Annotated in this window: 17 protein-coding genes; all 17 read right to left on the bottom strand. The window is 46.5% G+C overall.

Going from position 1 to position 14169, the window contains the following annotated elements:
* Positions 1–2: 2 nt before the first annotated feature.
* The 17 genes from ACN0RF_RS00245 to ACN0RF_RS00165 all read right to left on the bottom strand — a co-directional run bounded on the left by ACN0RF_RS00245 (position 3) and on the right by ACN0RF_RS00165 (position 14043).
* Entirely contained in the window at positions 3–410 is a 408-nt protein-coding gene (locus ACN0RF_RS00245; protein WP_417437633.1) for an MAPEG family protein, read from the bottom strand.
* Positions 411–485: 75 nt separating this feature from the next.
* On the bottom strand, positions 486–1133 hold the full coding sequence (adk, locus tag ACN0RF_RS00240; RefSeq protein ID WP_011235077.1) for an adenylate kinase: 648 nt from the start codon (positions 1131–1133) through the stop codon (positions 486–488).
* A 117-nt stretch (positions 1134–1250) separates the two neighbouring features.
* Positions 1251–3164: a molecular chaperone HtpG gene (gene htpG, locus ACN0RF_RS00235; protein ID WP_417437632.1), complete on the bottom strand. Its 1914-nt coding sequence runs from the start codon at positions 3162–3164 to the stop codon at positions 1251–1253.
* 65 nt (positions 3165–3229) lie between these two features.
* Complete coding sequence (gene recR, locus ACN0RF_RS00230) at positions 3230–3835, bottom strand: recombination mediator RecR (protein ID WP_034823012.1); 606 nt, start codon at positions 3833–3835, stop codon at positions 3230–3232.
* A 16-nt stretch (positions 3836–3851) separates the two neighbouring features.
* The gene (locus tag ACN0RF_RS00225; protein WP_034823014.1) at positions 3852–4178 is read right to left on the bottom strand and encodes a YbaB/EbfC family nucleoid-associated protein; all 327 of its coding nucleotides are present in this window, start codon (positions 4176–4178) and stop codon (positions 3852–3854) included.
* Between the two features lie 31 nt (positions 4179–4209).
* The gene (gene dnaX / locus ACN0RF_RS00220; protein WP_417437631.1) at positions 4210–6225 is read right to left on the bottom strand and encodes a DNA polymerase III subunit gamma/tau; all 2016 of its coding nucleotides are present in this window, start codon (positions 6223–6225) and stop codon (positions 4210–4212) included.
* Between the two features lie 25 nt (positions 6226–6250).
* The gene (locus ACN0RF_RS00215) at positions 6251–6784 is read right to left on the bottom strand and encodes an adenine phosphoribosyltransferase (RefSeq protein ID WP_414019115.1); all 534 of its coding nucleotides are present in this window, start codon (positions 6782–6784) and stop codon (positions 6251–6253) included.
* Between the two features lie 16 nt (positions 6785–6800).
* Positions 6801–7178, bottom strand: coding sequence for a response regulator (locus ACN0RF_RS00210; protein ID WP_034823018.1), 378 nt, complete (start codon positions 7176–7178; stop codon positions 6801–6803).
* A gap of 35 nt (positions 7179–7213) precedes the next feature.
* Entirely contained in the window at positions 7214–7336 is a 123-nt protein-coding gene (locus tag ACN0RF_RS00205; RefSeq protein ID WP_255801606.1) for a hypothetical protein, read from the bottom strand.
* A 66-nt stretch (positions 7337–7402) separates the two neighbouring features.
* On the bottom strand, positions 7403–8158 hold the full coding sequence (locus ACN0RF_RS00200; protein WP_417437630.1) for a DNA-binding domain-containing protein: 756 nt from the start codon (positions 8156–8158) through the stop codon (positions 7403–7405).
* The gene (locus ACN0RF_RS00195; protein ID WP_417437629.1) at positions 8151–8960 is read right to left on the bottom strand and encodes a DUF692 domain-containing protein; all 810 of its coding nucleotides are present in this window, start codon (positions 8958–8960) and stop codon (positions 8151–8153) included. Before ACN0RF_RS00195 ends, ACN0RF_RS00200 begins: the two co-directional genes overlap by 8 nt.
* Positions 8961–9033: 73 nt before the next feature.
* A complete protein-coding gene (locus tag ACN0RF_RS00190) occupies positions 9034–10332 on the bottom strand; it encodes a hypothetical protein (RefSeq protein WP_417437628.1) in 1299 nt (432 codons plus the stop codon).
* A 3-nt stretch (positions 10333–10335) separates the two neighbouring features.
* The gene (locus ACN0RF_RS00185) at positions 10336–10947 is read right to left on the bottom strand and encodes an energy transducer TonB (protein ID WP_417437627.1); all 612 of its coding nucleotides are present in this window, start codon (positions 10945–10947) and stop codon (positions 10336–10338) included.
* A 1-nt stretch (position 10948) separates the two neighbouring features.
* Positions 10949–11350, bottom strand: coding sequence for an ExbD/TolR family protein (locus ACN0RF_RS00180; RefSeq protein WP_417437626.1), 402 nt, complete (start codon positions 11348–11350; stop codon positions 10949–10951).
* A 12-nt stretch (positions 11351–11362) separates the two neighbouring features.
* The gene (locus tag ACN0RF_RS00175; protein WP_417437625.1) at positions 11363–11887 is read right to left on the bottom strand and encodes a MotA/TolQ/ExbB proton channel family protein; all 525 of its coding nucleotides are present in this window, start codon (positions 11885–11887) and stop codon (positions 11363–11365) included.
* A gap of 3 nt (positions 11888–11890) precedes the next feature.
* Positions 11891–13258: a MotA/TolQ/ExbB proton channel family protein gene (locus ACN0RF_RS00170; protein WP_417437624.1), complete on the bottom strand. Its 1368-nt coding sequence runs from the start codon at positions 13256–13258 to the stop codon at positions 11891–11893.
* Positions 13255–14043, bottom strand: coding sequence for a DUF3450 domain-containing protein (locus ACN0RF_RS00165; protein WP_034823071.1), 789 nt, complete (start codon positions 14041–14043; stop codon positions 13255–13257). Before ACN0RF_RS00165 ends, ACN0RF_RS00170 begins: the two co-directional genes overlap by 4 nt.
* Positions 14044–14169 lie beyond the last annotated feature (126 nt).

Genomic DNA, 14169 nt, shown 5'->3' with positions numbered 1-14169 from the left:
CTTTATAATAAACTGACACCAACAAACTGACCGATACCAAAGCCAGCAGCTAATAATAAAACGGCAAAAGTCGTTAATACCCCAATGGTGCGGGGCAAACTCACGCCGACACTACGGGTTAACCCAATAGCATGACATAAGCGGGCAACGACTAACGCAATACCCAACCCATGGAGCAGAGCAAGCGGAGCGTGCTGTACTTCCATCATAGCAAACAGAATAAGCGCCAGAGGCACGTACTCAATAAAGTTACCATGGATGCGTACTGCAACGTTGAGCTCTTCCGCTTCACCGGTGCCCAAACCTACCCGATGTTTCCAGCGCAAGCGGATAATGTTCACAGCCAGAACAAGATAAATAAGCGTTAAAATGCCCGCATAAAAGCCAGTGATTGTTAGTTGAGATGTCATTGGAATGCCTCTTGTTATTCGTTGGGGCCTTGCTTCATTAAAAAAGGCTCACCATGTGAGCCTTTTAGTAAAAAATTACTTTCTGAGCAAATCGCCCAGTTGCTCACTGACTCTTTCAACGGGTTGCGTACCATCAATTTTGTGATACTCCGTCTTACCTTCTTCAGACAGCTTTTGATAATACTCTACCAGGGGCTCAGTCTGTTCGTGGTAAACCGAAAGACGTTTACGAACCGTCTGTTCCTGATCATCCGGGCGAACAACCAAATCTTCACCCGTTTCGTCATCTTTGCCTTCCACTTTCGGTGGATTGTGCTCAACGTGATAAACACGGCCGGAACCAGGATGGACACGGCGACCACTCATGCGATCAACAATAATTTCGTCCGGAACATCAAATTCCAGCACGTAATCAATTTCAATACCGTTATCACGCATCGCGTCGGCTTGCGGAATGGTTCTTGGAAAACCGTCAAGTAAAAAACCATTCTGGCAGTCTGGCTCTGCAATTCGTTCTTTGACCAACTCGATAATGATGTCGTCCGACACTAACTGTCCGGCATCCATAACTTGTTTGGCCTTTTTACCCAGTTCCGATCCGGATTTTATTGCTGAACGCAGCATATCACCGGTGGAAATTTGAGGGATCCCAAAAGTATTCATCAGGAATTGTGCCTGAGTTCCTTTTCCAGCTCCCGGGGCGCCTAACAAAATAATGCGCATAGAAAACCTCTTTGCATGATTCAAAAGTCTGCCCCGAACTTTACCCTGACAGGCGGGCTATTACAAGCGCAGAAAGCCGCTGCAGGCAATGACTTACCCACAGCGGTAGGTAAGAAATTAAGCGTTAAGCATTAATTTGTTAAGGCGAGTAACGAAGGAGGCCGGATCTTTCAGGTTGCCCCGCTCCGCTAACGTGGCCTGATCTAATAACACTTCAGCCCATTCTTTGAAGGTATCATCTTCTTTGGTCAGCATGCGCTGAACTAAGGGGTGCTCCGGATTTACTTCAAAGATGTACTTAGTTTCAGGAACCGGCTGACCGGCTGCTTCCATCAGCTTAGCCATTTGCGTGCTCATATCATTGTCGTCGGTAATGATACAAGCCGGCGAGTTGGTTAAACGGTTGGTGACACGAACCTTCTTCACTTTATCACCTAAAGCTTTTTCAAAGCGTTCCAGGTTTTCTTTAAAGGCTTCTTCGGCTTTTTCCTGCTCGGCCTTGTCTTCTTCGTCGTCCAGTTCGCCTAAGTCAAGGTCACCACGAGTCACTGACTGCAACTGTTTCTCTTTAAATTCAGTCAGATGGCTCATAAGCCATTCATCAATGCGCTCTGAAAGCAGCAACACTTCAATGCCTTTCTTGTTAAAGATTTCCAGCGCAGGATTGTTTCTGGCGGCTTCGTAGCTGTCAGCAACAATGTAGAAAATTTTATCCTGACCTTCTTTCATACGCTCAATGTAGTCGTCCAGGCTAACTGACTGCACTGCACCGTCGTTGTGCGTTGAAGCAAAACGCAGCAGTTCGGCAATACGCTCACGGTTGGTGTGATCCTCCGCCGGACCTTCTTTCAGCACGTTGCCGAAGGTATCCCAGAACTGTTGATACTGTTCTTTGTCGTCTTTTGCCAGCTTCTTCAGCATTTGCAGTACTTTTTTGGTACTGCCGTTACGCATTGCACGGGTAATTTTATTATCCTGCAAAATTTCACGCGAAACGTTCAGCGGTAAGTCATTTGAGTCGACCAGACCGCGCACAAAGCGAAGGTACGTTGGCATTAACTGCTCGGCGTCGTCCATAATGAAAACACGCTTCACATAAAGCTTAACGCCGTGCTGTTGTTCACGGTTCCATAAGTCCCACGGAGCGCGTTTGGGAATGTACAGCAAGTTAGTGTATTCGGTTGTGCCTTCAACTTTGTTGTGGCTCCACAGCAGTGGTTCATCAAAGTCGTGCGCTACGGTTTTGTAAAACTCTTTGTATTCTTCGTCAGTAATGTCGGACTTTTCACGAGTCCAGAGTGCCTGACCTGAGTTTACGGTTTCCCATTCGCCGGGCTGCCCTTCTACTTTGTTGCCTTCGTCGTCTTCTGACTCAGGTATCGGTTCTTTCCACATTTGAACCGGGATACTCAGGTGCTCTGAATATTTGTTGATAATGCCACGCAGACGGTTTTCATCTAAGAATTCATCGGCATCATCTTTCAGGTGCAAAATAATGTCAGTGCCGCGACGGGCTTTATCAATATCAGCAATTTCGAAATCGCCTTCACCTTGCGAGCGCCATTCAACTCCGCGAGCGTCTTTATCTAATGCTGAACGGGTTCTTACGGTAACTTCATCGGCAACAATAAAAGCTGAATAGAAGCCGACACCAAACTGACCAATAAGCTTGCTGTCTTTTGCTTCGTCGCCGGACAGCTGACCAAAGAACTCAGCCGTGCCTGACTTGGCAATGGTTCCCAGATTATTCATCACGTCGTCGCGCGTCATACCAACGCCGTTGTCGCTGATGGTAATAGTACGGCTGTCTTTATCAACAGAAACACGAACGTGCAGGTCACTGTCGTCACCGTACAGAGAGTTGTCGCTTAAAGCTTTAAAGCGCAATTTATCTGCTGCGTCGGACGCATTAGAGACCAATTCGCGTAAGAAAATTTCTTTATTGGAATACAAAGAATGAATCATCAGGTGAAGCAATTGTTTTACTTCTGTCTGAAATCCATGTTTTTCCATTTGACCGGCTTCCGCCATAGTATATTTCTCCTGCTGTTATTACCTATGGCAATAACAATGGGGGCGCAGGAGACATTTTCAAGTCATCGGGAAAATTGTTTTCGGCCACTGAAGGCGTGACCCAGTGTGGTTTGATCGACATAACCCAGCTCACCGCCTACTGGCACCCCGTGAGCAATTCGGGTGGTGTTGATATTCAGTTGCCCGGCAATGTCGGCAATATAGTGCGCGGTAGCGTCCCCTTCCACGGTTGGGTTAGTCGCCAGCACAATTTCTTCCACCGGCTCGCTCTGCAGTTGCCGCTCCAGTTCATCCAGACCAATGTCCGCCGGCCCAATACCATCGAGCGGAGACAAATGTCCCATCAGCACAAAGTAACGTCCCTGAAATTGAGAAGTCTGTTCAATGGCTAATACGTCGGCGGGTGTTTCAACAATGCAAAGTACACCATTTTCGCGTCGCATAGGGTTGCTGCAAATACGACACAAGGGTTCTTCGGTTAAGGTCCGGCAACACTCGCAGTGGCCGACTTTTTCCACCGCCGACTGCAAAGACTCGGCAAGCCTTGAGGCTCCACCGCGATCGCGCTCAAGCAAATGGAACGCCATACGCTGTGCTGACTTTTGGCCAACACCCGGTAGGCGTTTTAAATTCTCGACCAGTTGATCGATTGCCGGACTGATACTCATTAACTGACCTTACTACTTAGAAAGGCATTTTAAAGCCCGGAGGTAAACCCATACCGCCGGTTATTTCAGACATGCGCTCTTTGCTGGTTTCTTCAACGCGACGCACAGCATCGTTGGTAGCTGCAGCAATCAAGTCTTCCAGCATTTCCTGGTCGTCTTCCATTAAGCTTGGGTCAATGCTTACGCGCTTTACGTTGTGGTTACCCAGCATGGTAATTTTAACCAGGCCTGCGCCGGCTTCACCGGTTACTTCCATATTGGCGACTTCTTCCTGGGCTTTTTGCATGCGCTCCTGCATTTGTTGCGCCTGCTTCATCATGTTACCCATTCCACCTTTAAACATAATTTTCTTCCTCGTTTAAGCTTTTAAAAAATTAACGCGCCTGAATTGATGACTCATCGATTTGCGCTTGAAACCTTTGCTGTAATTCCTGCACGCTGGCGTCCCCATGTAATATTTCACATGCGCGCTGGTGACGGTATTCATTGATATGTTGTTGCACCATTAAAGGGGTTGGCTGGCTGGGTACGCCAACTTTAAACTCTACCCTTGCGGTCGCCCCTAATAACCCGGCCAAAGACTCTCTGACGGCCTGACTGGTTGATTCGTTCAATAAACTTTTTTGTTCTTCAGCCACCAGAATAAGCCAGTCGTCGTCACCGAGCTTTTGCAGTTCGGAGTTTAACAAAACCTGACGAGCCAAACCGGAAATGTCCATGCCCGCAATCATCGCACTCCATTTATCAACTTCGGCGGCTTCGCGAATATCGTCATTTAATTCTGGCAGCTCTTCGTTTAATTCGTCTTTTGTTTCCGGCTGATGCTCGGGTTGAGCTTCTGGTTCAGCTTTTGCCGGACCAGTTAACGGCATCGTCGAGCTGTTTATTGTTTTGTTGCTATTGTCTGGATTTTTTTTTTCAGCCAGTTGCTCTCGCACGCGTAACAGATCGGCTACGCCAGAACTGCTCTGCGGCTCCGGCGTCGGTTCTGCTGTTTGATCTGCTGTTTGATCTGCTGTTGGCTCAGGTACGGGCTCCGACCTAGCGGCCTCTTCCATATGATAAAAGCCCGCATCATCATCCGGTTCAGAGTAATGAAATTCAGGAGGCTCTTGATACTCACTATAAGACGGTTGCATAGGCTCTGATAGTTCCGCTTCAGGCTGCGGCTCTGCTTTTGCCTGCGGTGTTACTTCTGCTGCCGTCTCGGTTTCAGTCTCAGTCACTTCCGGCGCAGGAACCGTTAGCTTTGACTCCGGCATATCAACAGCAGACGAGTCCGCTTCTGAAATGTTGTAATCGCCCTTGTCTGCCGGACGGAAACACAGCAGCCGCAATAAAGTCATTTCGAGTCCGCTACGCGCGTCTATAGCGTAAGCCTGCTCGCGGCGACCTTCCAGAACCGTGCGATAGAAAACCTGAATAAGTTCGGCCGGCATGCGTCGCAATAATGGTTTCACAACATCGCTGTTTTCGAACACGTTAGCGGCACTGGGTACTTGCTGCACCAATGCCAACTGATGCAATAAGCTTTGTAGCTCAACCAGAACTGAACTCAAATCCGGTACCATGGATACCATACTGTCCACACGTTGCATTACGGCTTCTGCATCCCCTTCGAGAACACATTCCAGTAACGCGGCAATATCTGCCACGGGTACGTTGCCAAGCATACGTCTGACACTGTCGATACTAACCGAGCCGCCACCCTGGGCAATAGCCTGATCGGTTAAGCTAAGTGCATCGCGCATACTGCCACGGGCAGAACGAGCCAAGAGAGGCAGCGCTTCGGAGTCAGCCTGAACCTGTTCCTGCGATAAAACATAGCTAAGCTGCTGCGTAATATCCTCGTTCGACAAGGCTTTTAAATTAAACTGCAAACAACGCGATAAAATGGTGACCGGTAGCTTTTGCGGATCGGTTGTCGCCAGCAGAAACTTTACGTGCTCCGGTGGTTCTTCCAGTGTTTTCAGCAGCGCGTTAAAACTATGCCGTGAGAGCATATGCACTTCATCAATTAAGTACACTTTATAGCGGCCGCGGGTGGGCCGATATTGGACGTTATCAAGTAACTCGCGAGTGTCTTCAACTTTGGTTCTTGATGCTGCATCAATTTCCAGCAAGTCAACAAACCGTCCCTGTTCTATTTCAAGACAGGCACTGCATTTGCCACATGGCGTTGCCGTAATACCTTCTTCGCAATTCAGCGCTTTAGCAAGGATTCGTGCAATGGTGGTTTTACCCACCCCGCGAGTACCGGTAAACAGATAAGCATGATGAAGTCGCTGCTTGTCTAACGCGTGCTCAAGCGGCTTCAAAACATGTTGTTGGCCGACAACTTCTGCAAATTGCGAAGGTCGCCATTTTCTTGCCAGTACCTGATAACTCATAGGATGGATTATTAACTCTGTTTCGTTAAAACTGACATAAGGTATAGCACGCAACGCCGGCCTGCTGCAATTTATCTTCACCACCGAGCTCAGGCAAAGAGACTACAAAAGCGGCTTCAACAACGTCTGCACCTGAGGACTTAATCAACTGACTTGCAGCAACCACCGTTCCGCCGGTAGCCAGTAAATCGTCGACAATTAGCACTCTGTCGTTTTCAGTCAAAGCATTTTCATGCATTTGCAATTCGTCTGAGCCGTACTCTAACTCGTAATTCTGGCGCGTTACTTTACCGGGTAATTTTCCCGGTTTTCTTAACAAAGTGACCCCACACCCCATGGCATAAGCCAATGCGGAACCAAAAATAAAGCCACGGGCTTCAACGGCAGCAATTTGCGTTATGCCCTGCCCTGCATAGCGTTGCTTTAAGGTATTAATGGTTAATCTGAACGCATCAGCGTTTTGCAGTAAAGGCGTTATATCCCGGAAAATAATACCTGGCTTAGGGTAGTCCGGAATGGAGCCGATAGAGTCTCTTATATCAGTCGTGGCTGATTCCATAATATTATTCTCATCATTATGCGACAAAGCGCACCGCCCAGGATTTTAGCGTATCCAACAGGAAATCTTCGCTCAAAGGTTTAGCCAGACATTGAGTTGCACCGGCCTTTAATGCTTTTGGCTCTATCTCTACCAAATCCTGAGTTGACATAAACAGCAACGGAGTGCGGTGATAAGCGTCTAAATCGCGCAGGTTTTTCAGTAAAGACAAGCCGTCCATAACCGGCATTTTGTGGTCAAGCAAAACCATATCAAAGTAGCTCTTTTTCGCTTTACTTAAGCCATCTAAACCATCCCGGGCTACAGTAACCTCAAAGCCAAGTGGCTTTATCGCGCTACAAATAGACTCCAGAGTTTTGTCTTTATCCTCGACAACGAGCAAAGTGACTGACATAAATGTCGTTTACCTGATAGTTAATGAGGATGTATTTAAGAAGAAAGAATTTGTGTTAAACGCAGAACCAGCGGTAAACAGGCCCAGAATAAAAACAACACTGCCGTAATAAGCAAAAATCGTTTGCCTGCCGGTTCTTTAAAGGTTTCTGATGACATAACTTTTACCTCTTGATGAAATCGGGGCTGATCATACTCGATCCTCGACAACGATAAAAGTTGAATTCAATTCTTTACCTTCAATATCAATTGCTGCCCGGCTAGCCTGTTTAAAGTCTGCCCAGCCCCTTGCTGTAATTGTTCTTTGGGCCATTGAGGGAGTAATTCAGGTAAAAGCTCGAGTAAGCTATTTAATTGAATACTCTCTCTATTTTGAAGCTCTGTTAACAGTAAAAAAGTCATCGCATTAATGCGAATAAAGCGAACCTTATCGTTGCTATCGCGAAACACGATCAAAAAACGCGGTTCTGCCAAGGGCTCCTGAGGTTGAAACTCAGTACTTATTTCATCAACAGGGTACTGATATGACGAGACGATAGCCGTGGGGTTAAGTGCAATCAGAGAGTCACCTTCAAGCGCCTCTGCCGGATTAATATAATTTTCAGGCCACGACTTTTGCTCTACCGCCAGTTCTGCCCATTCATAATGAGCCAGTTCAGCCGCAAAGATAAACAACTCATCATGAGACTGCAGATATTCAACAAAACTTGCGGCAATACCAGTAAAATATGGTGATTGAGAAGAAAAGGTACGAAAGAACCGTTCTTTGGTTTCTGTCCATTGCGTCTCCGCAGCCAACTTTTTAAGTACGGGGAAGGCACTATCAATAAAACGGAAAATATTATTGCGCAACAATCGCTGATAAACAGCCAAGCGCCGTGCCTCTATCTCATCCAGCCAAGGCTCGTCTACGAACTTTTCCGGCGCTTTTAACTGTTCAACAAAGCGATTTTGAATTTCTTTAAAAGTTATTTTACTCATGGCGAGCCTGTATCGCTTTTATTCTATTCAATTCCTGGTTTAACTCTTCCAACGCAGGGAAGTTAAAATCTCTTTCCAGCAAAGTAGGGTAAACGCCGTGCCGCGCATAAGCATAGTCCAGAAGCTGGAAAACTTCGTCTTTTACGCTGGCACCATGAGTATCAATATAAAGGTCGTCGTATTCTTCGTGGTGCCCGGCTATATGTCCGTAGACAATTCGCTCAGAAGGCAGACCGTCGATGAACTCATAAGGGTCATAACTGTGGTTTACGCTGTTAACAAAAACATTGTTCACATCCAGCAAAAGCTTACAGTCTCCTGCTTCAAGCACCTGATTAATAAACTCTAACTCTGTCATTTCCGGCGAGAGGCTGGCGTAATAAGAGACGTTTTCTAATATTAAAGCTTGCCCTAACCTATCCTGTACTTCTTTAATTCGTTCGCCAACATAGGCAACAGCATCAGTTGTAAAAGGAATGGGCAGTAAATCGTATAACTGGCCTTTATGAGAACAATAGCTTAAATGCTCACTGTAAACTCCTATGTCAAAGTCGCTTAAAAAGTGTTTCACATCTTTCAGAAAGCTTTGGTTCAGCGAATCCTGGCTGCCAATGGACAATGATAGCCCATGGCAGGTCAGTTGATATTTTCCAGCTATTTTGGCGAGTTTGTCCAAACGGGAACCTTTAAAAGGTATCCAGTTCTCCGGGGCTATCTCAAGAAAGTCAGCATCAATATCTCCGGCTAAAGCTGCGTCGAGCAACTCATTTCTTAAGCCAAGTCCAACCGAATGAGATTTCATGTTCCTCTCCCAAAAAACAAAAACCCGGCACTGTGGCCGGGTTTTACTATGCAGTTATAAAAACGAAAAGTGGTTAATCGAGATCGATACCTTTCCGTTTTGCCGTAGACTTGATATAACCTCTCCAGCTACGAGCGCTGCGACGTTGACCATCGAAGGTTGCAGCCTCATCAACATAACGCATTGCCTGGCGATAGTCACCACCATAGAAATACGCTTCTGCTAAAGACATGTACACACGACCTTCATCTTTACGCTCAAGATAGTCTAACGCTTTTTTCAAAGGCTCTGCTGCCGCAATATACTGCTCATTTGTCAGCATCAAGTTACCTTGTTTGCGGTAGTATTCACCTTTGTCGTCGCTATCGTCAGTTGACTCAGCAGCACGTTCATACCAGGAAACCGCTTTACCGAACTCTTTAGCACGGTGGTAACTGTTCGCAATGGTTGCGTAGTTCTTAGCGGTTTTCTCGATATCACCGGCTTCTAAATGCTTCTCCATAGTCGATGCCGCTTTGTAAGGAATACCTTCATTGTCATATAGCTGAACCAGCATTTTAAACTGACTCTCTTTATCCAGGTATCCTGCCAAATACGCCACTTCCATAGTCTGAAGAGACTTTCCTAATTCTTCTTCCAGCATATAGAACTGCGCTAACTGAGGCCACCATGCTGTTTGCTCCGGCAGCTTATTCAAGCCTTCTTCAAGAACTCCAATTGCTTCTGAGTACATCTTACGTTCATAGTAAGACGCCATCATCAGGTTATAGATATTCTTGTCAGGCTTATCAGACTCTTGTAAGGCCACTCGAGCGAAAGGAATGATCTCAGCGAAGTTCTTCATCTGGTAGTGTGCATTAGCCATGTATAAGAATACTTGAGAATCGCGTTCGCCTGTGAATTGAACCCATTTTTTCAGGTATTCAAGGCTTTGCTCATATTTCTCTTCTTGCAGACTAATTTGTCCTACCAATTTCATCGCTGCCGCTTGGTCACTCCAACCGAGCACATCCTGGTCAACTGCGCTTTTCAAAACTTGTAAAGCATCAGCCATGCGTTCATCTGCTGCATAAAGGTTACCAAGAAAGCGTCCCAGATACGCTGAATCGTAGCCTGGGTCAGGATCTTGATCTTCAAGAACCGCTATTGCTTCCTTGATTTTTTCTTCTTCATACAGCTCAAACGCGTCCATAATTGCCCGGCCAATGCTCTGCGAAGCAGCTTTATTGTCACGAGCTTTCTTCTGCGCCTCAACGGTCTCTTTATCCGGAATGTTGAAACCAAGGTCCTGAGCCGCAGCCTGGACCGTTGTCATCGACATAACCGAAGCAAAAGCCAGGGCACTAACAAATGTTTTTACTGTATATTTCATTTCTTAGTTCCCATCCATTGTGAAGTCGAGCTGAACGGTCATACCTTCTTGACGAATTGGCTTACCGTCAACGACCTTGGGCTTATACTTCCAACGCAATAATGCGCGTCGTGCCTCACGGTCAAACACTCGACGAGGTTCAGAATCGATGACTTCAACGTCAGTTACACCACCTTGCTGGTCGATAGTGAATCGCAGTTGTACCCAACCTTCAGTGCCATTTCGCGCAGCTGACGGCGGATAACGCGGTTCAATACGAACTATTGGTGTTGCGTCACCATCAGAACTTAAACCTCCACCAGGACCTGAAAGTCCAGTGTCAGCTCCACCAACATCAACATCAAAACCCATGTTCATGTTCATACCACTGTCTGATGTATCAGGCTCAGACTGTGGTGTTTCTGGTGGCTGCTCCGGTGGCGGCGGTGGCGGCGGCGGCGTACGCCGACGCTCCTGAACGTCAGACTCCGGTGGCGACGTTACGATGTCAATGACCGGCGTTGGAGGCGGCGCTTCGTTGCGCTGCGCTCCTCCGCCGATTAAGTAAGCCATGAAAGCAAACAGAGCAAACGTAACGGCGGCACCTAGTAGTAAAGATACTAAAAAGCGCACCATATTAGTTATTCTCCGCAGCTATGGATATCTTATCGATACCCGCTTCCTTAACCTGATCCATGACTTCTACAACGACACCATGTTCAGCTTTCTTGTCGGCCTGGATAACAACAACGTCAGTTGGCTGTTCAGCAAGCAGACGCTCTATGTTCGCGCCTACGCGTTCTACATCAACTTGACGTTTATCCATCCAGACTTCACCAGTATCACGAATTGCGATAAAGATGTTAGCTGAAGGTTCCTTGGTCGTGTTACTGGCTTCAGGTTTATTCACCTGAATACCCGCTTCTTTGACGAATGAGGTCGTTACGATAAAGAAGATCAACATAATGAAGACGATGTCGAGCATCGGCGTCATGTCGATCGACGCATCTTCCTCTTCTCGATTACGATTACGTGCCATAGTTTTACTCTCTTAGTGATGTGGCAAACTGTCAACAAGGCGTTCTTTCGCTCTGCGCACTCTACTTTCAAGACGCGTTGCGAAAAACATACCGGATAACGCTGCAACCATTCCCGCCATTGTCGGGATGGTAGCCATCGAAATACCCGACGCCATTAGACGAGGGTTACCCGTCCCTTGTACTGCCATGATTTCAAACACCGCAATCATACCTGTCACGGTACCCAGCAGCCCGACTAACGGACATAAGGCAACACAAGTTTTTATCAACAGAATACGTGCATTCAGTTTATCGTTCGCTTCGGAAATCCATGCTTCACGGATTCTATGGGCGTACCATGAGGTGGTGTCCTTACGGGCATCCCATTTCGCTATAATTTCATTGCGAAGTTTAGGGAAAGCACCTGTAAGGTACCAATAACGCTCAATCATCAGTACCCACATTAGAAAGAGCACCCCCATGACGATGTACAGTACATCGCCACCGGTAGCCAGAAAATCCCTGATAGATTCCCAAAGTTCCATCAGGTAAAGCATGGGTTACTCCTTCTCCGAATGCGAGGCTACGATACCCGCTGCTTGCTCATCCAGAATATGGACAATAGACTTGCCGCGAGAAGCCACAATACTGTGAGCCAAAATCAATGGTATAGCTGCAATCAGACCCATAGCCGTTGTTACCAACGCCATAGAGATGTCGCCTGCCATGATCTTCGGATCACCGGTACCAAACAGTGTAATAGACTGGAAAGTACCAATCATACCAACAACCGTACCCAACAGACCAAGCAATGGCGCGATAGCCGCAAGAATCTTGATGACGTTAATGCCACTTTCGACTCTAGGTGTTTCACGTAGAATTGCTTCGTCCAGTTTCAGTTCTAAGTTTTCAACATCTGCATTCTTATTCTCTTGATAAACCTTAAGAATACGACCTAATGCGTTGTTGTCTTTAGGTTGCTCTGGGTTCTTCAACTGAGAACGGATTTTTCCTGCCGCAGCGGTCAAAGTAACCAGTTTGAATACAGAGATTAACAAGCCAAGAATTAATACTGCAGTAATTACATAACCAACAGTACCACCTTGATGATAACGCTCTTCCAAAGTCGCTTTACCAGTTAACAAGCTAAGAATCTGACCTTTTGAAGGATCAAGAAATACACCTTCATAACCTTCTTCAGTGTTAGTAAACTCTTTAGCTTGCGAAGTCGCACTACCTTCTGGTTGACGACCTAACGGCTGAACTTGTTCCGTCGTGTCGTTGTATACCAGGTACTCGTTATCAGAAATTAAGTTAAAGGTACCAACACGAACCACTTCACGAGTTTCACTACCGCCGTCAAGCAAAGTTACATCAGTATTGAACTTAACCACTTTGCCCGATTCCACCATTTCAGTCAGCAGGGCTTTCCAAAGCTCTTCAAGTTCTTCCAGAGTAGGAAGTTCTTTTGCTTCAGACAGGCTTTCCAGAACGTCTTCACGACCCGGGTATTCTGCACTGATAATAGAAGTCGCAATACGACCGATAGTTTCTGTCGCAGCACCACGAACAACACCGAACATTTCACCTAAGGTGCCTTTAGCATTCTCAAGCTCTTGCTCTTTGTTGGCGAGGTCAACTTCGTTCTCAGAAAACTCTTCCTGTAAACGCTTACCACGAGCTTTTTCTTCTTCTAACTGCTTCTCTGCACGATTAAGCAAAGCTTGCTTATCCGCACGAGCAGCTGTGAATTCACGCTCACGTTCGGCGTTCAATTCACGAGAAGATACACGGTTTTTCTCAACAAGCTGTAATAGCTCGTCTAAACTTTTGGCTTCAGATTGCTCCTGAGCTTGCGCAGCGAGAGTCGTACCTGCAGAAAGGCTGACTGCTGCTGCAATCATTAACGATTTAACTAATTTATTCATTCTGCACTCTCCGCTGCGAATACTGGAAGTTTCACCAGATCGTAAGCAAGCTGCTTACGTGACATACGAATCGCTTGGGTTAGAGGACGGATAAACTCGTCTTCCAAAGCAGTCCACTCATCGGTTTCGTTGTTGTAAATCCAGGCATTTTTCAAGTCCAGAGACTGAGCCAGAAACGCAACACGACCCATGTGAAAATAATCAACGGCAATTTTTTCACCATCGATTTCCAGGTTGCCCTGATAAGAAATCAAGCCTGAACCGTAGTCCATTTCTGTTTGATAAGCTTCGATGATTTGACGAAATTGCTCTGATGTAGAAACACTTGAGCTATCCATGATATCGCGCAGACGCTCTACACGATCCATACGCTTTTCACGGTGAATTGGAATGTCCAATTTCACAAATTGCTCAAGCGAGTCAATCATTTCATACATCAAAGGAACAACGCCTTGTTTCGTGCGTTCGATTCCGTCGATCTGCTTCTGAAGAGACTCAAGCGTAGCGTTCTGGTCATTAACCAAGCCTTGAACGTGATCGTTATAGACCTTCAAGTTCTCGTACTCAGAAACGACCGAACGATATTCGATAAGAAGATCCTGGCTTTGCTCGAACAAAGAGTCGACTTTCTTCTGCGACTGTTCGTCAGCGTTCAAAATCTTTTGCTCTTCGTTTTGTAGCTTAGCTACATCTACTTGCTGTGCAGCGGCAACGCCGGTGCCAGCAAACGCCATCACACCCATCAGGGTTGCAGCGAGTTTGGTTCTTTTGATTACTTTGGTCATAGTTCCCAACCAATTTGACTTAACTTCCGCTTCAACGCCTAAGGCGCGAAACACCAGTTGTTTGAATGACGAAAAGATCTAGTTCTACACTTTTTATTATTATTGCCAGAAATACAGCAATACCAA

It is taken from the genome of Idiomarina sp., from assembly GCF_048260185.1.
In the GTDB taxonomy this organism is placed as follows: domain Bacteria; phylum Pseudomonadota; class Gammaproteobacteria; order Enterobacterales; family Alteromonadaceae; genus Idiomarina.
This window is presented reverse-complemented; position numbering and strand designations above follow the sequence as displayed.

Coding starts and splice junctions, on each gene's coding strand:
- ACN0RF_RS00245 (WP_417437633.1), bottom strand. CDS start 410: ATGACATCTCAACTAACAATCACTGGCTTTTATGCGGGCATTTTAACG.
- adk (WP_011235077.1), bottom strand. CDS start 1,133: ATGCGCATTATTTTGTTAGGCGCCCCGGGAGCTGGAAAAGGAACTCAG.
- htpG (WP_417437632.1), bottom strand. CDS start 3,164: ATGGCGGAAGCCGGTCAAATGGAAAAACATGGATTTCAGACAGAAGTA.
- recR (WP_034823012.1), bottom strand. CDS start 3,835: ATGAGTATCAGTCCGGCAATCGATCAACTGGTCGAGAATTTAAAACGC.
- ACN0RF_RS00225 (WP_034823014.1), bottom strand. CDS start 4,178: ATGTTTAAAGGTGGAATGGGTAACATGATGAAGCAGGCGCAACAAATG.
- dnaX (WP_417437631.1), bottom strand. CDS start 6,225: ATGAGTTATCAGGTACTGGCAAGAAAATGGCGACCTTCGCAATTTGCA.
- ACN0RF_RS00215 (WP_414019115.1), bottom strand. CDS start 6,784: ATGGAATCAGCCACGACTGATATAAGAGACTCTATCGGCTCCATTCCG.
- ACN0RF_RS00210 (WP_034823018.1), bottom strand. CDS start 7,178: ATGTCAGTCACTTTGCTCGTTGTCGAGGATAAAGACAAAACTCTGGAG.
- ACN0RF_RS00205 (WP_255801606.1), bottom strand. CDS start 7,336: ATGTCATCAGAAACCTTTAAAGAACCGGCAGGCAAACGATTTTTGCTT.
- ACN0RF_RS00200 (WP_417437630.1), bottom strand. CDS start 8,158: ATGAGTAAAATAACTTTTAAAGAAATTCAAAATCGCTTTGTTGAACAG.
- ACN0RF_RS00195 (WP_417437629.1), bottom strand. CDS start 8,960: ATGAAATCTCATTCGGTTGGACTTGGCTTAAGAAATGAGTTGCTCGAC.
- ACN0RF_RS00190 (WP_417437628.1), bottom strand. CDS start 10,332: ATGAAATATACAGTAAAAACATTTGTTAGTGCCCTGGCTTTTGCTTCG.
- ACN0RF_RS00185 (WP_417437627.1), bottom strand. CDS start 10,947: ATGGTGCGCTTTTTAGTATCTTTACTACTAGGTGCCGCCGTTACGTTT.
- ACN0RF_RS00180 (WP_417437626.1), bottom strand. CDS start 11,350: ATGGCACGTAATCGTAATCGAGAAGAGGAAGATGCGTCGATCGACATG.
- ACN0RF_RS00175 (WP_417437625.1), bottom strand. CDS start 11,887: ATGCTTTACCTGATGGAACTTTGGGAATCTATCAGGGATTTTCTGGCT.
- ACN0RF_RS00170 (WP_417437624.1), bottom strand. CDS start 13,258: ATGAATAAATTAGTTAAATCGTTAATGATTGCAGCAGCAGTCAGCCTT.
- ACN0RF_RS00165 (WP_034823071.1), bottom strand. CDS start 14,043: ATGACCAAAGTAATCAAAAGAACCAAACTCGCTGCAACCCTGATGGGT.